We start from the raw sequence: 25,148 nt of genomic DNA, 5'->3' as shown, positions 1-25,148 counted from the left end.
ACGTGGGCCGGTGTATTCGCACCGGCACTTCATGCTCAGACGAGGACAGTCATGCCACTCACCCTGACCTCCACGGCGTTCGCCCATGGCGGCGAGATTCCCGGTAAGCTGACCTGCGAAGGCGCCGATATGTCGCCGCCGCTGGCATGGACGGGCATGCCGCCCGGCACGCGCAGCCTGGCCCTAATCGTCGATGACCCCGACGCGCCGGATCCGGCCGCGCCGAGCATGACGTGGGTGCACTGGGTGCTGTACAACCTTCCGCCCGAGCCGGGGGCGCTGGCCGAAGGCGTGGCGCCGGCCAGCCTGCCGGCGGGCACCCGCGAGGGCCACAACGACTGGCATCGCACAGGCTACGGCGGACCCTGCCCGCCAATCGGCCGTCATCGCTACTTCCACAAGCTCTATGCGCTCGATGTGGTGCTGCCGGACCTGGGCAAGCCCGACAAGGCGGCGCTGGAGCGGGCCATGCACGGGCATGTGCTGTCGCAAGCGGAACTGGTCGGCACCTACAAGAAGTTAAGGCGCTAGCGAAACCGCCCGCCGGATGCCCCCTGCCAGGGAGATGAAAGTGAAATACGCGCGTAGTGGCCAATCCAATCCCGCACGCCACCGTGGCCATGCCGCCAGCCAGCCGACTGGTAAGGGCGGCGGCGGTGGCAATCGCGATGTGCCTGGCGTTGCCGCTGCAATACGCAACTCGTTGAATCCGCCCAGATGACCGATGTGCCGCCGACGCCATTCCCCAAGCCGCTTTGCCGTTCGCGCGTCGCCGTCCTACAACTGAGAGGTAGGCCGGAAGGCGCCGGACTGCACCTGTCGAGGAGAAGCATAATGTGCCGCTGGCTGGCCTACTCGGGCAAATCCGTTCCGCTGGAAGCCGTCCTGTTCCAGCAGGAGCACTCGCTGATCGACCAGAGCTTGAATTCGCGGCTGGGTCATACCACCACCAATGGCGACGGGTTCGGCGTCGGTTGGTACGGACGTCACTCGGAAGTGCCGTTCCGCTACCGCTGCCTGCACCCGGCGTGGAGCGACACCAACCTGCGCGAAACGGCACGGGCGGTGCGGGCGCCGCTGTTCGTCGCTCACGTGCGGGCGGCTACCGGCACGCCGACGCAGGAGACCAACTGCCATCCGTTCCGCTTCGGCCGCTGGCTGTTCGTCCATAACGGTCTGATCCGCGAATACCCCGTCGTGCGGCGCGACCTGATGATGGCCGTGGCGCCGCACCTGTTCCGCTGGATCGAGGGATCGACCGATTCCGAGGTGATGTTCTTCCTGGCCCTGACTTTCGGCCTAGAGCGAGATCCGCGCAGCGCGCTGGAGCAAATGGCGGGGCTGATCGAGGACGTCGGCCACCGCCACGACGTGCAGTTTCCGCTCAACATGACTGTCTGCGTGACCGACGGCCAGCAGATCGTGGCGGCGCGCTATTCGAGCGAGGCGGAATCGCGCTCGCTCTTCCACAGCACCTCGTTCAGGCAGTTACGCGCGCTCTACCCGGACGACCCGCGCATCATCGCCGCCGGCGACGACGCATTCCTGGTGCTTTCCGAGCCACTGATCGACGTGCAAGAAGTGTGGGAGGAGATTCCCGAGGCGACCATCTTGGTTGCCCGGGGAGGCGAAATCAAGCACGACCGCTTCTTGCCGCGGCTCCCGGACCAGTCGACATAGTAGGGCAGCTATTTCATGTCCATCGGAGGTGCAAAATCTTGCGCAGCGGCGCTATAGGTGGTCAAGCAGCAAGCCGCTGCCTGCCTGCACGACGTTCACCAGAACTGACGATGATTCCGCATATGGGGCTGGCCAAGTTCACCGCGGATGCATTCCTAGCCGCCGCCCGCAAATAGCCAGGCATGCTCCGAGTGGGCAATCTTCGGTCAGCCACCATTGCCCACGGCGTAAAGCGCCGTGGTGCGCCATTTTTTTCTTACCCGAACTCCATTCAGGTAACGCAACGCCTCAAGGATTCCGTCGATGTCGGCCAAAGCGTCTCCGGTGCGGATTTATAACGCATTGATTTAACATAATGATCATTATCGGTGGGAACGGTTGTAAAGGCCAAATCAGAATATCCGCTTCCAGCCACATCAGAATGTCCTCTGGATAGACCTATACTGGTAGCGCCTGGGTTGGACGGGAGCGCGCCGTGAAGGATCGAGGGTTGATCACCATGAGTCTGCGCGAAGTTGAYCGCTTCAAGGTCATTCAGGCAACGGCCGAGGGCCTGCTGGCGCAATGGCGCGCCGCAGAGCGCCTGGATCTGACGGCGCGGCAAGTCCGGCGGCTGGTGCAGCGCTGGCGAGCCGATGGCCCTATGGGCTTGCTGTCGCGCCAGCGTGGGCAGCCAGGCCATCGCCAACTGCCACGGATGATCGAGGCGCAGGCACGCGCGCTAATCCAGCAGCATTACGCCGATTACGGCCCCACGCTCGCCTGCGAGAAGCTGCGCGAGCGCCATGGCATCGCGCTGGCCAAGGAGACGGTGCGCCGGATCATGATCGATGCCGGCTTCTGGGTGCCACGCAAGCTGCGCCCGCCCAAGCTGCACCAGCCGCGCAAGCGCCGCGCCTGCCTGGGTGAGCTGGTGCAGATCGATGGCAGCGAGCACGCCTGGTTCGAGGAGCGCGCGCCCATGTGCACGCTGCTGGTCTATGTCGACGATGCCACCAGCCGCCTGATGCAGTTGCTGTTCGTGCCGACCGAATCGACTTTCGCCTATTTTGCGGCGACACGTGCTTACATCGAGCGCCATGGCAAGCCGGTGGCGTTCTACAGCGACAAGGCCAGCATCTTCCGGGTCAATGCCAAAGGCGTCACCACGGGACGGGACCATACGCAGTTCGGGCGCGCGCTGTACGAGCTGAATATCGAAAGCCTGTGCGCCAACAGCAGCCAGGCCAAGGGCCGTGTGGAGCGMATGAATGGCACGCTGCAGGACCGGCTGGTCAAGGAGTTGCGCCAGCGCGGCATCTCGACGCTGGCCGAGGCCAATGCCTTTGCCCCGGTCTTCCTGGCGGACTTCAATGTGCGGTTCGCCAAGATGCCMAGAAGCGACTTCAAYGCGCAYCGTCCCGTGCGGCCCGACGAGGACCTCGAGCGCATCTTTACCTGGCGTGAATGGCGCAAAGTCTCCAACCGGCTGACGCTGCAATAYGACCGCAAGCTGTACCTCATCACGGACCAACCCGAGCAGCGCTCCYTGATTCAYCGCTACATCGARGTGGCCGAGTATCCGGACGGCMGSATCGAGYTGTGGGCCGACGGGACTKCCCTGCCCTACGTCCTCTATGACCGGCTGTCCGAGATCGATCAAGRCGCGGTGGTGGAAAACAAGCGGCTGGGGCATGTGCTGGAGATCGCCCAGCGCGTGCAGGCCCAGCGCGACAATCGTCGCATCCTAGGAACACCATCGCGCACGCTGACCGGTCAAAAACCGCGGCAACGGCCCGAACAGGCGACGCCAGGTACGAAACCACAACGGCAACTGAATGCGGAAGACTTGCGTCGCGCCATCGATGAACTGGCGCAACCGCCCCACCCTGTAGATACCTCACCGCCTCAGGCCAGCTCGACTGCGTTACGGAAACAGGCGAGAAAAAGACGCAAAAGAATCAAAACCATCCTGCATTAAACCGGACATTCTGATCTAGCCACCGGGAGGACATTTGAATTTAGCCTGGACAACGGTGTCAGGGCCAAATAGTAATGTCGTACTTGAGCCAAATAGAAATGTCGTACCCCGTCCCGGAGCGTGCCAAGCTGACGGCTTTGCCGTCTAGCCTGGAGCACGATCATGGGCCGACCCGACACGATCATCATGAGCACGCGTGGTTCGAGGAGCGGACGCCCATGTGCAGGCTGCTCGTCTATGTCGACGATGCCACCAGCCACCTGATGCAGTTGCTGTTCGTGCCGACTGAATCGAATTCCGCCAATTTTGCCGCGACGCGGGCCTATATTGAGCGCCATGGCAAGGCAGTGGCGTTCTACAGCGACAAGGCCAGCATCTTCCGGGCTGTACCTCATCAAGGACCAACCCGGGGCAGCGCTCCTTGATTCATCGCTACATCGAAGTGGCCGAGTAACCGGACGGCCGTATCGATTTGTGGGCCGACGGGACTGCCCTGCCCTACGTCCTCTATGACCGGCTGTCCGAGATCGATCAGGACGCGGTGGTGAAAAATAAGCGGCTGGGACATGTGCTGGAGATCGCCCAGCGCGACAATCGTCGCATCCTAGCGACACCGTCGCGCACGCAGACCGGTCGAAAACCGAGGCACCGGCAGCGTGCGGGACGATGCTCAAGCCGACTTTTGGACGCGCCCCTCAACCGGCGCACGCGATTTGGTGAGCCGATAGCCGATGCCGAGCAGCGCGAACCACACAGGTGCCACGTAGAGCGCCACCCGGGTACCCGGATCGAGCGACAGCAGCGCCGCAACCGCGATCATGAAGGCGACCACCAGCCAGTTGGCATAAGGCGCGCCAGGCATGCGAAAGTCCACCGCCTTGACCCGGCCGGCGGCGATTGCCTTGCGATAGCCGAGGTGGGCAATCATGATGATCGACCAGGTCCACAGCGAACCGACCAGCGAAATGCTGGTGACCCAGACGAAGACCTGCTCCGGCACGATGTAGTTGAGCAGCACACCGATGCCCATCAGCGCGGCCGAGAACGTGATGGCGGTGGACGGCACATGCTTGCTGCTGACCCTGCCGAAGGCGCGCGGCGCCTGGCCAAACTGCGCCAGCGTGTACAGCATGCGCCCGGTGCTGAAGATGCCGCTGTTGCAAGATGAGGCTGCCGCCGTGATGACGACCAGATTGACGATCGCGGCCGCCCCCGGAATGCCGATCCTCTCGAACACGTAGACGAAGGGGCTGACGCCGGGCTTCAGCTCATTCCAGGGCACCAGCGCCATCATGACGATCAGCGCGCCAACGTAGAAGATCAGGATGCGCCAGACGACGCCGTTGGTCGCATGCGGCAACACCTTCTCGGGATTCTGCGCCTCCCCCGCGGTGACACCGATCAGTTCCACGCCCTGGTAGGCGAACATGACGATCTGCAAGGTCAGCACCACGCCGAGCGTCCCGAACGGCATGAAGCCGCCATGCGTCCACAGGTTCGAGAAGCTGGCCGTCGGGCCGAGCGGTGTCACACCGAAGAAGATGATCGCCAACCCGATCACGATCATGGCGATGATGGTCACCACCTTGATCAGCGAGAACCAGAATTCGAGTTCGCCGAATACCGCGACCGCAACGCAATTCACCAGGTACAGCACCGCCAGGGTGGCCAGCGCCGGTATCCACTGCGGCACGTCCGGGAACCAGTAGTGCACGTAGACTGCGACCGCAGTGATCTCGGCCATCCCGGTGACCACCCACATGAACCAATACGACCAGCCGGTGGCGAAGCCCGCAAAAGGGCCGACAAACTCCTCGGCGTAGGTTGCAAAGGATCCGCTCACCGGGCGGTACAGCAGCAGTTCGCCCAGCGCCCGCATGATGAAGAAGATCGCCACGCCGCCGATGGCGTAACTCAGCATCAGTCCCGGGCCGGCGATGGCGATCGCGCGCCCCGCACCCAGAAACAGTCCGACACCGATGGCGCCGCCGATGGCGATCATCTGGATGTGCCGGTCCTTGAGCCCGCGATGGAGATCCTTCTCCTCGTGGGCCCGCTCTTCGTCGAGCAGTTTCCTTACGTCAGTCATATTGATCTCCTCTCAGACCCGCGAACGCTTGTCAGCATTCGCACGGCTCTCACCCGTGAATTGGTTCGGGCGCGCAACGCCCTTCCGGATACGGATTGCGCCTGCATGCACCCTCCGATGTCGAAGCCGGCCCTGGCGGCCGGAAAGCCGGATTGCTGGATTTGCAGCTGTGGTCATGAGTTGTCTCCTCTGGTCATCGTTATTGGGATCGATGCGGCCGGCGCTTCGCGCCTTGTCTATCGCTTGCGCGGTATCACGCATCGTCCAGACCGCCTTCATTCCCCGACAACGCATCCCAGCGTCCGAAATCGAGGCGATCTTCTATCACAGGGCCTCGGCCCTGTCTATACGTTTCCCGCGCTACCGTGCAACGACTTCGCGCAGCCTGCTGTCATGCCGCGAGGCTGGCCGGCGGTCGGGTTCCTGGCTTTGCCTGCTGCGCCAAGCTGGTCTCAGCTCACGCATTCCAAGGCGCTACCCTGGTTCAGCGTTGCCAGGTTTTTCAGCATGTCGGCCACCATCTCCCTGAGGCCGAATTCAGGTCGCCAGTTCCAATCCCGCCTGGCTACCGAGTCGTCGATAGAGTTAGGCCATCCACCGGCGATTTCCTGACGGTAATCAGGCTCGTACCTGACATCGAACCCCGGGCAATGCCGCCGGATCTCGTTCGCGATATCGCCAGGCGTGAAGCTCAAGCCCGCAAGGTTGTAGCTTCCCCGCTCGGAGATGCTGGCGCCAGGCGCCTCCATCAGCTCGATGGTCGCGCGAACGGCGTCCGGCATGTACATCATTGGCAGGGCTTCATCTTTCTCCAGGAAGCAGGCATAGGGTTGCGCCTTGAGCGCCGAATGGAAGATATCGATTGCGTAGTCCGTGGTTCCGCCGCCTGGAGGCGTCTTGTAGGAAATCAATCCTGGATACCGCACGCTCCGGACATCCACGCCATGGTTCTCAAAGTACCAACGGCACCATCCTTCGCCCGCCAGCTTGGAGATGCCGTAGACGGTCTTGGGCTCCATGATGGTGCTTTGGGGCGTGGCGTCCGGCGGCGTTGTCGGGCCGAATGCCGCAATCGAACTGGGCCAGAATACTTTGTCGAGCTTCTGGTGACGCGCAGCCTCCAGCACGTTCAGCAGGCCGTTCATGTTGAGTTGCCACGCCCATGTAGGCGACTTCTCTCCGGTTGCTGACAATGCGGCTGCCAAGTGATAGATCTGGGTGATCCCATGCCGCTCGATGACATCGCGAAGTTGCGCCCTATCGGTTACGTCGAGCATTTCATGCGTGAGGTGCAGGTGGCGGCCGTGCGGCACCATGTCGCTCGTGACGACATTCTGCTTGCCATAGCGATCGGCCAGCGCCGACGCCAACTCCGTTCCCAATTGGCCGTTGGCGCCAATGATCAGAACCCTGGCTGGCTTTGTCATTGAATGATCCCCAGTTCCTTGCCTGCGATCTCGAACGCCTCCAACGCCTGGTCCAGCTCGGCGCTGTCGTGCAAAGCGCTGATCTGCACGCGGATGCGTGCCTGCTCCCTGGGGACCACGGGATAGAAGAAACCGATGACATAGACGCCCAGCTCCAGCAGACGCCGGGACAGTTGCTGCGCCTTTTCCGCGTCATACACCATGACGGGAATGATGGGGTGGTCGCCGAGCTTCACGTCGAAACCCAGCGTGCCGAGCTTGCCGCGGAAGTAACGCGCATTGCGCTCGAGCTTGTCTCGCAACGAGGTATCGGCTTCGAGCAGGTCGAGCACCTTGAGTGTCGCGCCCACGATGCACGGCGCCACCGTGTTCGAGAAAAGATAAGGCCGGGAGCGCTGGCGCAGCAATGCCACGACTTCCTTTCGCCCACTCGTAAAGCCACCCGAGGCGCCGCCTAGCGCTTTGCCGAGCGTTCCGGTGATGATGTCGACCTTTCCGAAGATCCCACGGTGTTCGTGAGAGCCGCGGCCGCGCTGCCCAAGGAAGCCGGTGGCATGGCACTCGTCAATCCCGAGGAGCGCCCCGAACTCGTCGCAGATCTCGCGGATCTCATCGAGCCGGGCAATCGTGCCATCCATCGAGAAAACGCCATCGGTAAAGACGAGCTTGAAACGTGCGCCTGCGGCGTCGGCCGCCTTCAACTGCTCGCGAAGATCCTCAAGGTCATTGTTTTTGTAGCGGAAACGCTTGGCTTTACAGAGCCGGATGCCATCGATGATGGACGCGTGGTTCAGTTCGTCGCTGATGACAGCGTCCTCCGGACCAAGGAGCGTCTCGAACAGGCCCCCGTTTGCATCGAAGGCCGAGCCGTAGAGGATCGTGTCCTCCGTGCCGAGAAAGCTCGCGAGACGCGCCTCGAGCGACTTGTGCAGGTCTTGCGTACCACAAATGAACCGAACGGAGCTCAAGCCAAAACCACGCTCGCCGAGCGCGCGATGCGCAGCCTCCACGACCTCCGGATGGGACGAGAGGCCCAGGTAGTTGTTAGCGCACAGGTTGATGACTTCCTTCCCATCGGTCGTCCTGATAAGGCTGCCCTGGGGAGAGGCGATGACACGCTCGGTCTTGAACAGACCGGCTTGTTCAATGGACTCGAGCTCCTGGCGGATGGCTGCGTAGAATGCGTCTGTTGTCGGCACAGCGGTGCTCCTGTAAACTGAGGGTGATCGATAAACCGAACGTGTTCTGTATATCGAACGTTTTGTTCACTTTACAGGATCTCATTTCATGACACAAGTCCCCCCGGCGGAGGCGTTCGCAGAAGGCCCCCCCGTCATTGGAGCCAGGCTGCAATTGCTTCGCCAGGCACGCAAGCTCTCTCTCGACGAGCTTTCCCGGCGTGCTGGCGTATCCAAATCGATGCTTTCGCAGGTTGAACGGAATCTTGCCAATCCCACGGTAGCGGTCTTGTGGCGATTGGCGAATGCCTTGGGGATTGGCCTGGCCGAGTTCCTATCCGGTGGGCAGGCCGACAAGCCGACGCCAACCGTGACAGTCATTCCTGCTCACTCGATCCCGGTGATCAGAAGCCCCGATGGCAAATGCGAGCTGAAGATTCTCGGCCCTGTGGACCTTGCAAGCCGAGTGGAATGGTATGAGCTGTCGATCCATCCTGGCGGCGTACTCGCATCCGAGCCGCATGAGATTGGTTCGAAAGAACATCTGTCCGTAATGAGCGGCTGCGTCACCGTTCAATCCGGCCCCAGTGAGAAGAAAGTCCGGCACGGCGAGTCCGCGCGCTATCCGGCGGATGTTCAGCATGCCATTTCGAATCCTGGAAAAACCATGGCCACGGCATTGCTGGTCGTTGAGTACGCCCAATGACAGCCGTTCATCGGAAGTCGACAGGATTACGCGAGCACTGCAACACAAGCGCGGATCCGCATCTTCTGCGTCAAGTCCCGCGCGCGCGAAAGATCGTTGCCTTATTGACGGCAAACGCTCCCTCCTCACGGACCCGGTAGATTCCTGCGCGAGCCGGCCGGCTCCGCCATTTTCCATTTAACGGCAAAACGCATACGGTCCTGTTTGATAGCAATAAGCGATGACGCACGCACATTGCTTGATGGGCATTTCCATTTGAGTGGCGAGATTCCGCGGCGAACGTCCTTCGAGAACGGGCTGCCCGGACATTTTGCGCAGACGAACGACGGCGCTTGGCTACCAGATCCACTGGCTGGCGTGCGACTCACAGGCTCGTCGACGCATTCGGGGAAGAGAGAGTCGTGCCTTCTGCAGTGGGGCAGAGGCACCTCTTTCAGGCTTGAAGGATGTCGACCACGTTGTAGGCCTTGTCGGACTCGGCTACATCGACCTTGAACGCGACTTGCGGCATGTCCCCAACGGGACGGCGCGAGCGGGCAAACCCAGCAGGAGACGATGCTCGGCGCCGCCAGGCCGTATCTGCTGCGTATCCTCTCGCACTCCGGCGCCCTGACCACGGTGGTGCCGCACTGGGCAAGATCGCGCCGGATCGGCTCTTCTCGCTTCGTCTCGCTCGGGGACAGCGCCGACGTCGACGTGGCGGACGTGCTCGACAATCTCGGACGTCCCCCCTACCCCCGTCCCGCCAGACGCCCCTCCCCGTGCTGCCCCGAATCCCCCTCCAGGCAAGCCACCACTTCCTCATCCTCAACCTGCGGAAACTCCCGATAATGCTCACCGACGGCGGAAAAATTGGCCGGCGACCGCAGGCAGACCACCTCATCCGCGTAACGCCGCACCTCGGCGAGCGAAGCCGGCGCGGCCACGGGCACAGCACATACCAGAAGGGCAGGATGCTGCTGCCGCACGGCATGCAATGCGGCAATCATGGTGGCGCCCGTGGCAAGCCCATCGTCCACCACGATCACCGTGCGCCCGTCCAGCGCACGCGCGGAGCGCCCCGGCGTGTATTGCTCCCGGCGGCGGCGCAGCAATGCAAGCTGTTCGTCGCGCTCCTGGTTGAGATAGCGGGAATCGGCGCCAACGCGCGCGGCGTAGGGCGTCACGTAGACCCAGCCGCTTTCATCGACCGCGCCGACCGCCATCTCGCGGTCGAATGGCGCCCCTAGCTTCCTGACCAGGACCACGTCCAGTTCGCCGCCGAGCCGGTCGGCGAGTATCTTGCCCATCGGCACGCCGCCCCGTGGAATAGCCAGCACCAGGGGATGGGCGTCGCAGTACCGGGAGAGCGCTTCGGCCAGCCGCGCGGCGGCCTCGTTCCTGTCCTGGAAAGTCATGACATCACCTCTTGCCGGCAAGGGGTTAGCTGGCTAGCCGGCCAGCGACTTCCATCGACGCCGTACGACGAAGTGTCTGCCAGGCTAGACGGCCCCCACGCGCGCCATGACCGCCCTGCCCGCCGGGTTGCCATGCCAGCCACCGGGCGGGCTTGCGGCCATCAAGCGCGGTGCCAATGAACATACAGGGTCTCGTCGGCGTCGGGATAGTCGATTTCCAGCTTGCCCCGATACGCATGATGCACGGCAGAGCCGATATCGCGTGCCAGGTGAAAGCCCGTGGTCGTGATGGTGATGCGATCCGCCTGAGCCTGCGTCGCCATGATGCGCTCCATCGGATGACTCTCTCTCATCAGGGCTTCGCGGTGCCGCACCAGCCCGAGAATCTCGTCCCGGTGCGCCTGCTGGAACGCCCCATCCAGCGTCAACTGCGCCGCGGGCACATGGTCGGCGACGCGGTGGCAGGCCGGGCACATCAGCGCCTTGGCGCCGGGCGGCACGGCCCGCCATTGCCAACGTCCTTTCAGTAAGACCGCGTGGCAAGCAGGACAGGAAGCGACGGCAGGCGCCTGCCCCGGCTGCTTGTAGGCATCGTGGATGAGATCCTCGGGAATTCGGTCCCAACGGGCCGGCCTGACCTGGCTCGAACGCTCACGGACTTTCATGTCTGGCTCCTGAAATCGACTCGGGCAGCGCCCATGCGGCCTGCCTGCTGTATGGCGGACTCACCTGGCGAGCCCGCCCACTGGAACGCCCGCCCATGCTCATCGCATGCCACTCGGCGCCCCGAACATGTGCTCGTGCTTGCGCTGGCACGGGGTGCAGCGTTTGGCCGTGGGATAGGCTTGCAGCCGCGGATAAGGAATGGGTTCGCCGCAGTCCAAGCACACGCCGTAGCTGAGCCTGGCGATCCGCTTACGCGCCACCGCTATGTCGGCCAGTTCCATGCGATAGTGTTCCGCCACGGCATCGTCCATGCGCTCCTCGGTGCCATGCTCGGCGAGATCCGCGTCGTCGCTCCCGCCGCGCTCGGCGGACACAGTACGGGAAACGGCTGCGGCATCCGCCTGGCCACGGATCCTTTGCTCTGCGCTGTCCAGCAAGGTGACGAGGCTGGAGAGTTGCTCTTTCGTTAAAGTTAAATCGGACATCGTCGACTCCCGGGCGCGGCAAAGTGCCTTCGGCGTAGCGCGCTGAACCCTCGTTCCGCTTCAATCTTCAATATAGTTGGTGGCTGCCAGTTAGCTTGATCCGCGTCAATCTCACTTCCGGCCATGCGCAGAGCTAGCCGCAGGCATGGTGCGCGTGGGCGCGGATGCAGCCTGCTCGATCGCATCGGCGACATCGCCCCGCGCCAGCGGCTCGTCCAACCCCAGCGTGCTGCATGCCGCCTTGCGCACAGGGACTGGCGCCTCGCGTACGCCATCGATGCGGATCAAGCGGCGCCAGTCGGCGTGACCTAGGATAAATGCTGGGCACCGCCGAGGATGTCGCCATGCACGAGACGATGCGCGCAATGATTTTCGAAGGCACCGGGCCGGCCCTGCGCCTGGCGCGAGTCCCCGTGCCAATTCCCGGCCCAGGCGAAGTACGTATCGCCGTGAGCACTTGCGGCGTCTGCCGCACCGACCTGCACATTGTCGACGGCGAACTCGCGCACCCGAAAGCGGCGCTCATTCCCGGACACGAAGTCGTCGGCAGGGTCGAGTCCTGTGGCGCTGGCGTGACAGACCTTGCCCCGGGCGACCGGGTTGGCGTGCCGTGGCTCGGGCAGACCTGCGGGCACTGTGGCTATTGCGCCGCGGGTCGCGAAAACCTGTGCGATACGCCGCAGTTCACCGGCTATACGCGTGACGGCGGCTACGCCGAGTACGTGGTAGCCGACCGCCGCTATTGCTTCCCGATCCCGGATCACTACGACGACGAGCATGCGGCGCCGTTGCTGTGCGCGGGCCTGATTGGCTACCGCACACTGCGCATGGCGGGCAACGCCCGTGAGGTCCGGTCTATCGGCATCTACGGATTTGGCGCGGCGGCCCACCTGGTGACGCAGATCGCCGTCGCCCAGCGGCGCGAGATCTTTGCCTTCACACGGCCCGGCGATGCCGCCGCCTGCCAGCTCGCCCGTGACACCGGGGCGTGCTGGACCGGTCCGAGCGACCAGCCCGCGCCGCAGCCGCTCGATGCCGCGCTGATCTTCGCACCGGTGGGTGCGCTGGTGCCGATGGCGCTGCAAGCCGTCGCCAAGGGCGGTACCGTGGTTTGCGGTGGCATCCACATGAGCGATATTCCGGCCTTCCCCTATCGCCTGCTATGGGAGGAGCGGTCGATCGTGTCGGTGGCCAACCTCACGCGCGACGACGGGCTGGAACTGATGCGAATCGCCCGGGCCACGCCGCTGCGCACCACCACGACGGTCTATCCGCTGGCGCAGGCCAATGCGGCGCTGGCCGACCTGCGCACGGGCCGCCTGGCAGGCGCGGCGGTACTGCGCATCGCCTAGCGTGCCTGCTGCCGGTGTGATTGGCAGGCAGCAAGGCAGAGGGCCGGCTAGTGAGCGTCGCCAAACGTGACATTGCTTGGGCAACCGACACATTGAACACGGTACAAAACACGGCACCAAACACGGCACCAATTAGAACTCCCCTTCCAAAAAGTGCCCCCTTCGGCACCAACTTGCGCTAGATCAAGTTCGCACCCCACCTCGCCGGATAGCATTCGAACCTACGCCGTCGCCCCGCGGATCAAGGTCTGTCTTTGTCGTCTCCCCTCCCCTTTGCCCGACACCCTGAAACCCCTGGAGCGCCCGGCGGCATTCCATCATTCAGCGCACAGGTGCACAGGTAGCCGATGAAACTCAAACCAAGCTGGGGTATAGCGGTATTGTTCGTTGCCGGCGCCATTGGCGCTGCCGCGTGGTGGCTTGGCAGCCAGCGCGATCCGTGGCCGGCTGATGTGGTCCACAGCAACGGGCGCATGGAGATCGGCCGCCTTGACGTGGCGGTGAAGTATCCGGGCCGCGTCATCGATCTGCCGGTTCGCGAGGGCGATGCCCTGGCTGCGGGCGCCGTGGTGGCCCGACAGGATGACGCCGAATTATTGACTCAACTCAGCCTTGCCACTGCAGCCCGCGAGCGTGCCGTGCAGGCGGCGTCGCGCGCGCAGGCGGAGATCGAGGGGCGCGCGAGCCGCCAGCGGCTGGCGCGGCTGGAGTTGACCGAGGCGGTCAAGCTCTACCAGGACCGCCAGATTTCTTCCGTGGAGCGCGATCGCCGGCAGCTTGGCCTGGATGGCGAGAGCGCGGGCGTGACCGGCGCGCGCGCGGCGCTTGGCGAGGCCAACGCAGCGATCGCAGAGGCCGATGCCCAGATTGCCCGCCTGAAGATCCTGCTGGATGAGGCAACCATCCGCGCGCCGGTGGCCGGGCGTGTGGAGTATCGCGTGATCGAGGTCGGCACGGTGCTGCCGGCGGGCGGCCGCGTGGTGTCGCTGCTGAACCTGGCCGATATGTATTTCACGGTGTTCCTGCCCGCGGGTGCTGCCGGCAAGCTGGCTATTGGCGACGAGGCGCGCATCGTGCTGGACGCAATGAAGGACGAACCGATCCCGGCCCGTGTCAGCTTTGTGGCCAGCGAGGCCCAGTTCACCCCCAAGTATGTCGAGACCGATGCCGAGCGCGCCAAGCTGATGTATCGCGTCAAGCTGCAGCTGGCGCCCGAGGTTGCCCAGCGTTACGCGGCCAAACTGAAAGCCGGCATGACGGGCGATGGCTTCGTGCGCCTGGATGCCAGGCAGTCCTGGCCCGCTGCGCTGACGCTGCCCCGGCAGCCGGCCTGACGCCATGCCAAGCCCGCACCCCAACGGTGCCACGGCCATCCGGATCGATGGCTTGTCGCACCGCTACGGCACCAGCGTGGCGCTGGACAATGTGTCGCTCACGCTGCCCGGCAATGCCACCATCGGCCTGATCGGCCCCGATGGCGTCGGTAAATCGACGCTGCTCGGCGTGATTGCCGGGGTCAAGCGTATCCAGCAGGGCCATGCCGCCGTGCTGGGCGCGGACTTGCGCGACCGGCAGGCGCGCGAGGCGCTGTTGCCGCGCGTGGCGTTCATGCCGCAGGGGCTGGGACGCAACCTGTACCCGACGCTGTCGGTCTACGAGAACGTGGACTTCTTTGCCCGGCTGTTTGGCCTGGGCGGCGCCGAGCGGCGCCAGCGCATCGAGCGCCTGCTGGCCGCCACCGGGCTGGCGCCCTTCCCCGACCGTCCGGCGGGCAAGCTCTCGGGCGGCATGAAGCAGAAGCTCGGCCTGTGCTGCGCGCTGGTCCACAACCCGGACCTGCTGATTCTCGACGAGCCCACCACGGGCGTGGACCCGCTGTCGCGGCGCCAGTTCTGGACCCTGGTGGAGGATCTGCGCGCCGAGCACAGCAATATGACGGTGATCGTCGCCACCGCGTATATCGAGGAGGCGCAGCGCTTCGAGCATCTGGTGGCCATGGATGCGGGCAAGGTGCTGGTGTGCGACCCTACCGCCGATGTGCTGGCGCGCGCGGGCACCGGCGACCTGGAGCAGGCCTATATTTCGCTGCTGCCGGCGGCCCGGCGCGGCGATGCCACGGGGCTGGTGATCCCGCCCCGCCCGCCGGATGGCGACAAACCCGCCATCGAGGCCGAGGGGCTGACGCGGCGCTTCGGTGCCTTTACCGCCGTGGACAATGTGAGCTTTCGCATCGAGCGCAGCGAGATCTTCGGCTTTCTCGGCTCCAATGGCTGCGGCAAGACCACCACCATGAAGATGCTGACCGGGCTGCTGGATGCCACCAGCGGCACCGCGCGCCTGCTCGGCCAGACCATCGACGCCGGCGATATGCGTACCCGCATGCGGGTGGGCTATATGTCGCAGGCGTTCTCGCTGTATGAGGAGCTGACGGTACGGCAGAACCTGGACCTGCATGCCAGGCTCTACCGGATGGAGGGCGAGCGCGCGCAGAAGGCGGTCGGGCAGGCCCTGCTCGATTTCGAGCTGGACCAGCATGCCGATGCGCGGCCTGCCGCCCTGTCGCTCGGCATCCGCCAGCGCCTGCAGCTGGCTGCGGCCTGCCTGCACCATCCGGAAGTGCTGATCCTCGACGAGCCCACCTCCGGCGTGGACCCCGGCGCGCGGGACATGTTCTGGCGCCATCTGGTCCAGCTGTCGCGCCAGCAGCGCGTGACGATCTTCGTTTCCACGCACTTCATGAACGAGGCGGCGCGCTGCGACCGCATCTCCTTCATGCACCGCGGCCGCGTGCTGGCCGTGGGCAGCCCGGACGCGCTGCGGGAAAGCTGCGGCGCGCGGACGCTGGAGGATGCGTTCGTCAGCTACCTGGAGCAGGCGGAGACCCCGGAGAACGGCGCTGCCGCTGCTGCTGCGGCTGCGGCGAAGGCAGCGCCCGCGCCGCCCGCCCCATCCCCCGCGCCGGCCGACAGGCCAGCCGCGCATGCCGGCGGCTCGCGGCTGGCGCGGACCTGGGCGTTCGCCAGGCGCGAGGCCATGGAGCTCGCGCGCGACCGGCTCCGGCTGGCATTCGCCATCCTCGGCCCGATCGTGCTGCTGTGCGCCGCGGCGTGGAGCGTGTCCTTCGATGTAGAGAACGTGCGCTTCGCCGTGCTGGACCGTGACCAGAGCCGTGCCAGCCGCGAGCTGGTGGAGCAGTTCTCCGGCTCGCGCTACTTCGTGCAGACCGATGGCGTGCACAGCGAGGCGGACGCCGACCGGCGCCTGCGCGCCGCAGCCGCCATGCTGATCGTCGAGCTGCCGCCCGGCTTCGAGCGCGACCTGCTGGCCGGGCGCCAGCCGCAGCTCGCATTCCGCATCGACGGGTCCAGCCCGTTCCCGGGCGCCACCACGCGCGCCTATGTCACCGGCGTGCTGCTGGCCTACGCCAATGGGCAGATGCGCGCGCAGCCGGCACGCCCGGCAGCGCTGCCGGTGTCGATCGAGACGCGCTTTATCTACAACCAGGAGTTCCGCAGCATCTACGCGATCACGCCAGGCATCATCATGCTGGCGCTGATCCTGATCCCGACCATGCTGACCGCGCTCGGCGTGGTGCGGGAGAAGGAGATGGGGTCGATCACCAACCTCTATGCCTCGCCGGCCAGCGTGGGCGAGTACCTGATCGGCAAGCAGCTGCCCTACGTGGGGCTGGCGATGATCAGCTACCTGACCCTGGTGGCGCTGGCCATCGTGCTGCTGCAGGTGCCGCTGAAGGGCTCCTTCCTCGCCTTGTCGATCGGCGCCGCGCTGTTCGTGCTGGCGGCCACCGCGCTCGGGCTGCTGATGTCGACCTTCGTGCGTTCGCAGGTGGCGGCCATCTTCGGCACCGCGATCCTGTGCCTGATTCCATCGGTCAACTTCTCCGGCCTGCTGTATCCGGTGTCGACGCTGACAGGCAGCAGCTACTGGATCGGCCTGGGGTTTCCGTCGTCGTGGTTCCAGCTGGTCAGCCTTGGCAGTTTTACCAAGGGGCTTGGCGCGGGCAGCTTCGGCACCATGTACCTGGCCTTGCTGGGTTTCGCGCTGCTGTACCTGGCGGGCGCGCGTCTGCTTCTGCGCAAGCAGGAAGCATAGCCGGGAGATGCCGCGATGAACCAATGGTGCAAGAACGTGGCCCGGCTGTGCGGCAAGGAGCTGCGCAGCCTGTTCAGCGATGTGACGCTGATGGCGCTGATCGTTTTTGCCTTCACGCTGGCCGTGCATTCGGTCGCCAAGGGCATCAAGGCCGAGGTGTCGAACGCATCGGTGGCCATCGTGGATGCCGACCACTCCGAGCTCTCGCGCCGCCTGCACGATGCGATCCGGCCGCCGTATTTCAAGACGCCGGTGGATGTGGACCGGCACGCCGTCGAGGCGGAAATGGACCGGGGACGCTATATCTTCGCCATCGAGATCCCGCCGCGCTTCGAAGCCGACGTGCTGGCGGGAAGAACGCCGGCGGTGCAGGTGCTGGTCGATGCCACCGCGATGACCCAGGCGGGCCTCGGGGCCAGCTACCTGCAGCAGATCTTCGCGCGGGAGGCACTTGAATTCCTGCACGCGCGGGGCATCGAGGCGCAGCTGCCCGTGCGCGCGGAGAGCACGGTGCTGTTCAATCCCAATACGGAGTCGCACTGGTTCACGTCGACCATGCAGATCGTGGTGAATATCACGGTGCTGGCCATCATCCTGGTAGGTGCGGCGGTGATCCGCGAGCGCGAGCACGGCACCATCGAGCACTTGCTGGTGATGCCGGTGCGCGCCAGCGAGATCGCGGTGGCGAAGATCCTGGCCAATGGCGCGGTGATCTTCCTGGCGTCCCTGCTGTCGCTGTGGCTGGTGGTGCATCTGTGGCTGGATGTGCCGCTCACCGGTTCGATGGGGCTCTTTGCGCTGAGCACCGCGCTCTACCTGTTCTCGGTGACGGCGCTGGGCATGTGGCTGGCGACCATCGCGCCGGCGATGCCGCAGTTCGGCCTGCTGGCGGTGCCGACCTATGCCGTTGCCTACCTGCTGTCCGGCGCCGCCACGCCGGTGCAGAGCATGCCGCAGGCGATGCAGCACGCGGTGCAGTTCCTGCCGACCACCCAGTTCGTCACGCTCACGCAGGCCATCCTGTTCCGCGGCGCGGGCGTGGATGTGGTGTGGCCGCAGTTGCTCGGCGTGACAGCGGCAGGCGGGATCTTCCTGGCCCTGGCGCTCACGCGGTTCCGCTCCATGCTGGCGCAGCAAGGATAGACCGCCATGCCTGACCACACTGACCATATTTACCACGCACGCCTTTCCGCCAGCCCGCTCACCCAACGGATTCCCGCCTTGAGTACCTATCCACGACGCGGCATCCTCGCCGGCCTCATTACTAGCTTCGCAAGCATCGCCGCCGTCGGCCTGGCCGGCTGCGCCACGGTCGACGTCACCGTGCCCGACAGCATCGCGGCGCCGGCCGCGTTCAGGGAAGCCCCCGCCGAGGGCGCGCCGGCTGCGGCGCAGGACCTGGCGCAGTGGTGGCGAAACTGGAACGACCCGGAACTGACGCGGCGCGTGACCGAGACGCTGGCGGCCAATCTCGATCTGCGCGTGGCCCAGGCGCGCGTGGCCGAGGCACGCGCGATCGGGCAGGTTGCGGAATCGGCGCTCTACCCGACGCTGTCGGCGCAGGCCCGCGCGGCGCGCGGCGTGGCCGACTTGCGCAGCCCCCCGGGCCTGCCCGATACCTCGCCCGGCCTTGACGGACATCTTGCCGGACTGACCGTGGCCTGGGAGGTCGACGTCTTCGGCGGCCGCCGCAGCGACGCGCAAGCCGCCGCGGCCGTTGCCCTCAGCGCGCAAGAGCGCCTGCGCGGCACGCGCCTGGTGATCGCCGCCGACGTGGCCGAGAACTACCTGGCGGCGCGCGGCCTGCAGCGCCGCCTGCAGCAGCTGGACCGGAGCACGGCAATCGTCGGCCAGTTGCTGAGCTATACCCGCGCGCGCTACGCGGCCGGACAGGCACTGTCCTACGATGTCGACCGCGTGAGCGAACAGCTTGGCGCATTGCAGGCGCAGCGCCCGGTGCTGACCAGCCAGATCTCGATCCGGGAACGCCGCCTTGCGGCGCTCGCCGGCCAGGTGCCGCAGGCCGCGGCGGCGCTGTCGCCGCCGCCCGCGCTCTTCGTGCCGGCGCCGCCTGCCGGCCAGCTGCCGTCCGACGTGATCGAGCGGCGCCCGGATGTGCGCGCCATGGCCGCGCTGGTCCGCGCGCAGGCTGCCCGGCTTGGCAGCGCCAAGGCGGAACGGTTCCCCCGGTTTTACCTGACGTTCCTCGGCCAGGACGGGCGCCTGCACGTGGACGGGCTGCCAGCGCTGAGCGGCACCGGCGGGCTGGTGGGCGTCGGCGTGCAGTTGCCGATCTTCACCGCGGGCCGCGTCCAGGCCGGCATCGATGCCGGCGACGCCCGCCTGCAGGCCGCGCAGGCGGAATACAACCAGGCGGTGCTGCGCACGCTGGAGGAAGTGGATAACGCCTACAGCCAGCGCAGCAGCCTGGACCAGCGCGGCGCCCGGCTGGCCGAGGTGGTCGCCACCGCGCAGCGCAACAGCCGGAGCGCCACGCGCCTCTACGAAGGCGGCCGCCGCACGCTGCAGGATGTGCTGGACGCGCGCGTCGGCGCGCTGCAGCGGGAGGACGAACTGATCCAGACGCAAACGGCGCAGGCGCTGGCGGCCGTGCAGCTATATCGAGCGCTCGGCGGAGAATGGCCGGGCGATGCGGCATCCGCCCGGCCCGGTATTGAATAGTCAATTGCCAGCCGCACGTGTCACGCGAACGGGAATGGATTTGTATGACGGCGTGCCGCTTTCCTTGTCGATGTAGTCAAGCGGTACCAGGACGTTCGCCTCCGGATAATAGGCGGCCACCGATCCCCGAGCGATGCTGTAGGCGATCGCCGTGATGTTCTTGAGCCGCAGCGGCCTGTCCGAGACGATCGTTTCGATGTCGACCAGGTCTCCGTGTTCCAGTCCATGCGACGTCAGGTCGGCCTCGTTCATGAACAGCACGTCGCGGCGCCCGAACACACCACGATAGCGATCATCCAGGGCGTAGATCGTGGTGTTGTACTGGTCATGGCTGCGGATCGTGATCAGGCGCAGCACGTTCTCACCCCCGAGAACCTCGGCATCCTCGTGCACGCCGCCATACACGGAGAACTCGGCCTTGCCCGAGGGCGTCAGCCACTTGCGCTCGGTCGGCGGCAATGGAAGGCGGAAGCCGCCCGGCGTCCGGATGCGTTCGTTGAAGGCTTCGAACCCCGGGATGGTCCTGTCTATCAGGTCACGGATCTTGTCGTAGTCGGCAATCAGCTCCAGCCATGGCACCTTGCTGTCCGGCAAGGTTGCGTGCGCGATGCCGGCAACGATGGCCGGCTCCGAGCGCAACTGCTCGGAAGCAGGAGCAAGCTTGCCGGCCGAGGCGTGGACCATGGACATCGAGTCTTCCACCGTGATGGATTGAGGCCCGCTCTGCTGCACATCGAGCTCGGTACGGCCAAGGCACGGGAAGATGTAGGTTTCCTTCGCCACCAGCAGGTGCGTGCGATTGAGCTTGGTGCCGACGTGCACGCTCAGGTCGAGCTTTGCCATCGCCGGAAAGGATTGCTCGGGATCCGGAAGCGCCACGGCGAAGTTCCCGCCCAGGCAGATCAGGGCCTTCGAGGAACCGTTGATCATCGCCTCCATGGCGTTGACGGCGTCGTGCCCGTGTTCACGGGGAAGCTGGAAGCCGAAGACGCCCTCGAGCCGCCCGAGGAAGTCCTCCGACGGCTTCTCCGTGATGCCGACCGTGCGGTTTCCCTGGACGTTGGAGTGCCCGCGCAGCGGACAGATGCCAGCGCCTGGCTTGCCGAAATTACCGCGCAACAGCAGCAGGTCGGCGATCAGGCGGACATTGGCCGTGCCCTTGTTGTGCTGAGTGACGCCCATGCCGTAGGTGACAATCACGGCGTTCGACTTCGCATAGGCGATAGCCACCTGTTCGAGATCGGCTTGCAATAGTCCGCTCGCCTTTTCGATATCCTCCCATGTCGTGGCCTCAAGATCCGCAGCGAAGGCGTCGAAGCCGGCCGTGTGCGTGGCGATGAATTCGCGGTCAAGCACGTTGCCCTGCTCCGCCTCCATCGCCATCAGTGACTTCATGATGCCCTTGAGTGCTGCCGCGTCGCCGCCGGCGTTGACCTGGAAATAGGTCGAGGCAATCCGGGTCGAGCCGTAGGTGGCCATCTCAAGCCAATTCTGCGGATCGGCGAAGCGCTCCAGGGCACGTTCGCGCAGCGGATTGAATACGATGATGGGCACGTTGCGCCGTGATGCCTCGTGCAGCGTGCCCATCATCCGCGGATGATTCGTGCCCGGGTTGTGGCCGATCGCGATGATGAGATCGCACTTGTCGAAGTCGTCAAGCGATACCGTGCCTTTGCCGATGCCGATCGATTGCGGCAGCCCGACACTGGTCGGCTCGTGACACATGTTCGAACAGTCAGGGAAATTGTTCGTGCCGTACTCCCGCACAAAGAGCTGGTACAGGTAGGCGGCCTCGTTCGAGGCCCTGCCAGACGTATAGAACTCCACCTGGTCTGGCGGCAAGCCGCGCAGGATCTGCCCGATCCGGCCGAATGCCTCCTCCCACTCGACAGCGCGGAACGTATCCGTGGCGCGGTCGTATGCGAGCGGATGCGTCAGCCGGCCCATGTCCTCCAGCTCGAAATCCGAGCGCTGCAGCAGCGATGACACGGTGTTGTTCGCGAAAAACTCAGGGCGCACGCGCTTGGTCGTCGCCTCCCACGTGACGGCCTTCGCGCCGTTCTCGCAGAACTGGAAGTTGGAGCGGTGCTCCTTGTCGGGCCAGGCGCAACCCGGGCAATCGAAGCCGTCCGGCTGATTGGTCCGAAGCAGCGTGATCGGGGCCTTGATGGTTTCCATCTGCAGCCGGATGGCCTGGGCCGTCGCTCGCAGCGCTCCCCAGCCGCCAGCAGGGCCGTCGTATTCCCTGATGCCGGGCACTTCGCGTCGATTGGTCATTTGATGAACTCCATGGATGAAAACTGTGGCGCTATGCGATCGAGCCGATTTGACGCGCCTCGCTATCTCTATCGACTATGCGGCCGGCTTCTTCGGCTTTGATCCGGCGGAAAACGCGGTGTCCTTTGGCTTGGGCTCGGCCTGGCGCTTGTCGAACCGTATGTCACCGCTGTCCTTGTCGTAGTCGATCGTGGCGCTGTCGCCCGACTTCAGCGCGTCGCCGAGAATCTCCTTCGCCAGACGCGTTTCGATGATCTGGCGAATCTGGCGCTTCAGTTCGCGTGCGCCAAACTCGGGCTGGTAGCCGACGTCGACCAAATGGTCGACGAGCGCCTCGCCAAAGCTGAGCGTGATGTCTTGTGCCGCCGCGGTACGCACGATGCGATCGAGCTGGATGTGTACGATCGCGCGGATATTCTCCTTGGCGAGTGCGTTGAACACGATGATCTCGTCGATCCGGTTCAGGAACTCTGGACGGAAGTGCCCCTTCAGCACGTCCATCAGCGCCTCGCGGACTGCCTTGTCAGGTTTGCGCGCGGCCTCGGGCCGCGCCAGGTTGGCCATGATGATGGAGGCCCCGAGGTTGCTGGTAGCGATCAGGATCGTGTTGCTGAAGTCGACCACGCGGCCTTTGCCGTCGGTGAGCCTGCCGTCGTCGAACACCTGCAGCAGCACGTTGTAGACGTCGGGGTGCGCCTTCTCGATCTCGTCAAGCAGGATCACGCTGTACGGGCGCCGCCGCACGCGTTCGGTCAGCTGGCCGCCCTCTTCGTAGCCCACGTAGCCCGGCGGCGCGCCGATCAGCCGCGCCACCGCGTGGCGCTCCATGTACTCGGACATGTCGATGCGGATGATCGCCTGCTCGTCGCCAAACACGGTTTCGGCCAAGGCCTTCGCAAGCTCCGTCTTGCCCACGCCGGTGGGTCCCAGGAACAGCAGGGTCGCGATCGGCCTGTGCGTCTGGCCGAGGCCCGCGCGCGACAGACGTACCGCGTCGCTCACCGCGACCACCGCATCTTCCTGGCCAACCACCCGCTCACGCAACTTCGCCTCCATGGCGAGGAGTTTCTGCCGTTCTGCCTGCGTGAGCTCCGCGACCGGAATGCCGGTGAGACGAGACACGACCTCAGCCACTGTCGCCACCGTCACCTCGAGCGTCTCCGAGCCGGTCTTTCGCTGCCACGCCTCCATCGCCTCGTCGAGCTGCTTCTGCTTCTCGCCGATGCGCTCCTCGAAGCGCTTCGCCTCGTCGAAGCGCTTGCGCGACGACGCATAGTCCTGCTCGCGCTTGAGCTGCGCGGCTTCCGCTTCCAGTTCCTGGATCGCCGCCGGACGAGATGTCGCGCCGATCCGCACCCGTGCCGCAGCCTGGTCGATCAGGTCGATCGCCTTGTCGGGCAGGAAACGCGACGTGATGTAGCGATCCGCGAATTCGGCCGCCGCGACAAAGGCATCGTCGGAGAAGGTCACCTGGTGATGTGCCTCCAGCTTGTCACGCAAGCCGCGCAGGATCACGATGGTCTGCTCGACGCTCGGCTCCGGCACGAGGACCGGCTGAAAGCGCCGCTCAAGTGCCGCATCCTTTTCGATGTACTTCTGGTATTCGTTCAGTGTCGTTGCACCGATCAGGCTGAGCTCGCCCCGCGCCAGCGCAGGCTTGAGCACATTGGCGATGTCAAGACCGCCCTCGCCTCCGCCCTGCCCGGCCCCGACGATCGTGTGCAACTCGTCCACGAACAGGATCAGCGCGTCCTGCTTCGCGGTGACCTCCTCGATCAGCTTCTGCGCACGCTCCTCGAATTCGCCGCGGTACTTCGCTCCCGCAACCATCGCGTTGATGTTCACCTCGACGAGCCGCTTGTCGCGCAGGACTTCCGGCACGTCGCCGTTGACGATCCGCTGCGCGAGTCCTTCCACGATGGCCGTCTTGCCCACACCCGGCTCGCCGATCAGCACGGGATTGTTCTTCTTGCGCCGGGCGAGCACCTCGATCGTGCTCTCGATCTCCTGCGCGCGGCCCAGCACCGGATCGAGCTTGCCCTGGCGCGCCATCGCGGTGAGATCGCGGCCAAACTTGTCCAGGTTGGGCGTGCCTGTGCCGCCTTCGATGCGGCCATCCTCCGCGCCCTTGCCCACCACCTTGACGACCTTCTGGCGCAGGCCTTCCGGTGTCACGCCATATTTCTTGAGCAGGGCACCCGCGATGCTCTCGGGTACCGCGGCAAGGCCGATCAGCAGATGCTCGGGCCCGACGTACGAGTGACCCAGCTCGTGCGACGCCTGGAAGGCAAACTGAAAGGCCTTCTTCAAACGCGGCGATATCGTCATCCGGTCGAGTGGCGCGTCGGGGGCCGCCTCCCCCGTGCGCGCGTGCTCGTCGATATAGGCCTTGATGTCCTGCGAAGAGATCTTGAGTTCCTTGAGCAGCGCGCCGGCAATGTCGTTGTCGGCAAGCACGTACAGAAGATGTTCCGTGTCGAGCTCGGCGCGGCGCAACTCGTGCGCCTTTTCTGCCGCGCGCTGCAACAGCTCTAGTGTCTGCTCGCTGAAGGCGTCAGTGGCATCGACCGATTCGCGCGGCACCTCGGCGGAGAACGCGCTCGCATCGTCGGCCTCGCCGCCCATGCCCCCAAACAGATGGGACAATCCGCCTCCCCCGCTCAGCAGGGAATCGAACGGGTTCAGCATGTTCTGGTGCCGCAACATCTGCCGGTAGTGATAGTCGCAGATTGAGAGCGTCCTGCGCTCGCCGTTCTCTATCACGGCGACACGGGCAACCGCGGGGCGTGCATTACAGATATCGCAGAGGTCTGGCATGGCGTGAGGATCCCTGTTGGTCGAAGCGTAGAGACTGTTCGAATCGGATGCGGCATGGCAGCCGGGCTGTGCTGGCATTGCGAGGCCAAGCCAAGCCAAGCCACTGGAATCATCCAGCTGTTGACTGATTTTTCTGCCCCTGTCTTGGTGAGTTTCTGACTTCGTGGCAGTAAGATCAGCCTGTGGCTAACATAGCTGATCGCCAAGCCGCCGCAAAGATACAGTTGATAGCGATCGGTGCGCGTCGACTGTGCTCTCCCTCTTTTCCGTCCGTTCTGTGAAGGAAAATTGGATGGCATGCGATTGGTGCGGCGGCACG

Annotated in this window: 19 protein-coding genes and 1 pseudogene; 11 read left to right on the top strand and 9 right to left on the bottom strand. The window is 64.9% G+C overall.

Going from position 1 to position 25,148, the window contains the following annotated elements; all coding sequences use genetic code 11:
* Positions 1–51: 51 nt before the first annotated feature.
* The 4 genes and pseudogenes from AB4061_RS06720 to AB4061_RS06705 form a co-directional block, all read left to right on the top strand.
* Positions 52–531 carry a YbhB/YbcL family Raf kinase inhibitor-like protein gene (locus tag AB4061_RS06720; protein ID WP_441632095.1) on the top strand — a complete coding sequence of 160 codons (480 nt, stop codon included), beginning with the start codon at positions 52–54 and terminating at the stop codon, positions 529–531.
* A gap of 303 nt (positions 532–834) precedes the next feature.
* Positions 835–1,680 (top strand): class II glutamine amidotransferase, encoded by an 846-nt coding sequence (locus tag AB4061_RS06715; protein WP_441632094.1) that lies wholly within the window; start codon positions 835–837, stop codon positions 1,678–1,680.
* A gap of 499 nt (positions 1,681–2,179) precedes the next feature.
* Complete coding sequence (locus AB4061_RS06710; RefSeq protein ID WP_441632092.1) at positions 2,180–3,640, top strand: ISNCY family transposase; 1,461 nt, start codon at positions 2,180–2,182, stop codon at positions 3,638–3,640.
* Positions 3,641–3,819: 179 nt separating this feature from the next.
* Positions 3,820–4,023 (top strand): annotated as a pseudogene (locus AB4061_RS06705) (ISNCY family transposase); the annotation flags it as partial.
* Between the two features lie 287 nt (positions 4,024–4,310).
* On the opposite strand, the gene AB4061_RS06700 reads toward AB4061_RS06705, so the two are convergent.
* From AB4061_RS06700 to kbl, 3 genes are all read right to left on the bottom strand, one after another.
* Positions 4,311–5,729 carry an amino acid permease gene (locus AB4061_RS06700; RefSeq protein ID WP_441632090.1) on the bottom strand — a complete coding sequence of 473 codons (1,419 nt, stop codon included), beginning with the start codon at positions 5,727–5,729 and terminating at the stop codon, positions 4,311–4,313.
* A gap of 452 nt (positions 5,730–6,181) precedes the next feature.
* A complete protein-coding gene (locus tag AB4061_RS06695) occupies positions 6,182–7,156 on the bottom strand; it encodes an NAD-dependent epimerase/dehydratase family protein (protein ID WP_441632088.1) in 975 nt (324 codons plus the stop codon).
* Positions 7,153–8,355 (bottom strand): glycine C-acetyltransferase, encoded by a 1,203-nt coding sequence (gene kbl / locus AB4061_RS06690; protein ID WP_441632086.1) that lies wholly within the window; start codon positions 8,353–8,355, stop codon positions 7,153–7,155. Before kbl ends, AB4061_RS06695 begins: the two co-directional genes overlap by 4 nt.
* 88 nt (positions 8,356–8,443) lie before the next feature.
* Here kbl and AB4061_RS06685 point away from each other — a divergent pair, with 88 nt between their 5' ends.
* Both AB4061_RS06685 and AB4061_RS06680 read left to right on the top strand, forming a co-directional pair.
* Positions 8,444–9,040, top strand: a complete 597-nt coding sequence (locus tag AB4061_RS06685) for a helix-turn-helix domain-containing protein (protein ID WP_441632084.1) — start codon at positions 8,444–8,446, stop codon at positions 9,038–9,040.
* Positions 9,041–9,595: 555 nt separating this feature from the next.
* On the top strand, positions 9,596–9,871 hold the full coding sequence (locus AB4061_RS06680) for a hypothetical protein (protein ID WP_441632082.1): 276 nt from the start codon (positions 9,596–9,598) through the stop codon (positions 9,869–9,871).
* On the opposite strand, the gene AB4061_RS06675 is transcribed toward AB4061_RS06680, so the two are convergent.
* From AB4061_RS06675 to AB4061_RS06660, 4 genes are all read right to left on the bottom strand, one after another.
* Positions 9,772–10,437, bottom strand: a complete 666-nt coding sequence (locus AB4061_RS06675) for a phosphoribosyltransferase (RefSeq protein WP_441632080.1) — start codon at positions 10,435–10,437, stop codon at positions 9,772–9,774. The two genes, AB4061_RS06680 and AB4061_RS06675, sit on opposite strands and share 100 nt — an antisense overlap.
* Before the next feature lie 161 nt (positions 10,438–10,598).
* Positions 10,599–11,102: a BCAM0308 family protein gene (locus AB4061_RS06670; protein ID WP_441632078.1), complete on the bottom strand. Its 504-nt coding sequence runs from the start codon at positions 11,100–11,102 to the stop codon at positions 10,599–10,601.
* Positions 11,103–11,201: 99 nt separating this feature from the next.
* Entirely contained in the window at positions 11,202–11,588 is a 387-nt protein-coding gene (locus AB4061_RS06665; RefSeq protein WP_441632076.1) for a TraR/DksA family transcriptional regulator, read from the bottom strand.
* Positions 11,589–11,699: 111 nt separating this feature from the next.
* The gene (locus AB4061_RS06660) at positions 11,700–11,876 is read right to left on the bottom strand and encodes a hypothetical protein (RefSeq protein WP_441632074.1); all 177 of its coding nucleotides are present in this window, start codon (positions 11,874–11,876) and stop codon (positions 11,700–11,702) included.
* A 56-nt stretch (positions 11,877–11,932) separates the two neighbouring features.
* Between AB4061_RS06660 and AB4061_RS06655 the strand changes: the two genes are divergently transcribed.
* The 5 genes from AB4061_RS06655 to AB4061_RS06635 all read left to right on the top strand — a co-directional run bounded on the left by AB4061_RS06655 (position 11,933) and on the right by AB4061_RS06635 (position 19,735).
* Positions 11,933–12,940 carry a zinc-dependent alcohol dehydrogenase family protein gene (locus AB4061_RS06655; RefSeq protein ID WP_441632146.1) on the top strand — a complete coding sequence of 336 codons (1,008 nt, stop codon included), beginning with the start codon at positions 11,933–11,935 and terminating at the stop codon, positions 12,938–12,940.
* Between the two features lie 347 nt (positions 12,941–13,287).
* Entirely contained in the window at positions 13,288–14,274 is a 987-nt protein-coding gene (locus AB4061_RS06650) for an HlyD family secretion protein (protein WP_441632073.1), read from the top strand.
* A gap of 4 nt (positions 14,275–14,278) precedes the next feature.
* Positions 14,279–17,053 carry a ribosome-associated ATPase/putative transporter RbbA gene (rbbA, locus tag AB4061_RS06645; protein WP_441632071.1) on the top strand — a complete coding sequence of 925 codons (2,775 nt, stop codon included), beginning with the start codon at positions 14,279–14,281 and terminating at the stop codon, positions 17,051–17,053.
* 15 nt (positions 17,054–17,068) lie between these two features.
* Entirely contained in the window at positions 17,069–18,196 is a 1,128-nt protein-coding gene (locus AB4061_RS06640) for an ABC transporter permease (RefSeq protein ID WP_441632069.1), read from the top strand.
* A 6-nt stretch (positions 18,197–18,202) separates the two neighbouring features.
* Positions 18,203–19,735, top strand: a complete 1,533-nt coding sequence (locus AB4061_RS06635) for an efflux transporter outer membrane subunit (protein WP_441632067.1) — start codon at positions 18,203–18,205, stop codon at positions 19,733–19,735.
* Here AB4061_RS06635 and AB4061_RS06630 read toward each other — a convergent pair whose 3' ends face one another.
* Positions 19,736–22,012 (bottom strand): FdhF/YdeP family oxidoreductase, encoded by a 2,277-nt coding sequence (locus AB4061_RS06630; protein WP_441632065.1) that lies wholly within the window; start codon positions 22,010–22,012, stop codon positions 19,736–19,738. It lies immediately after the preceding gene.
* Positions 22,013–22,087: 75 nt separating this feature from the next.
* Positions 22,088–24,829: an AAA family ATPase gene (locus AB4061_RS06625; RefSeq protein ID WP_441632144.1), complete on the bottom strand. Its 2,742-nt coding sequence runs from the start codon at positions 24,827–24,829 to the stop codon at positions 22,088–22,090.
* Positions 24,830–25,148 lie beyond the last annotated feature (319 nt).

The sequence above is a fragment of the Cupriavidus sp. YAF13 genome, from assembly GCF_052113425.1.
Taxonomy (GTDB): Bacteria; Pseudomonadota; Gammaproteobacteria; order Burkholderiales; family Burkholderiaceae; genus Cupriavidus.
Note: the sequence above shows the minus strand (reverse complement) of the source record. Positions and strands in the feature narration are given on the sequence as shown.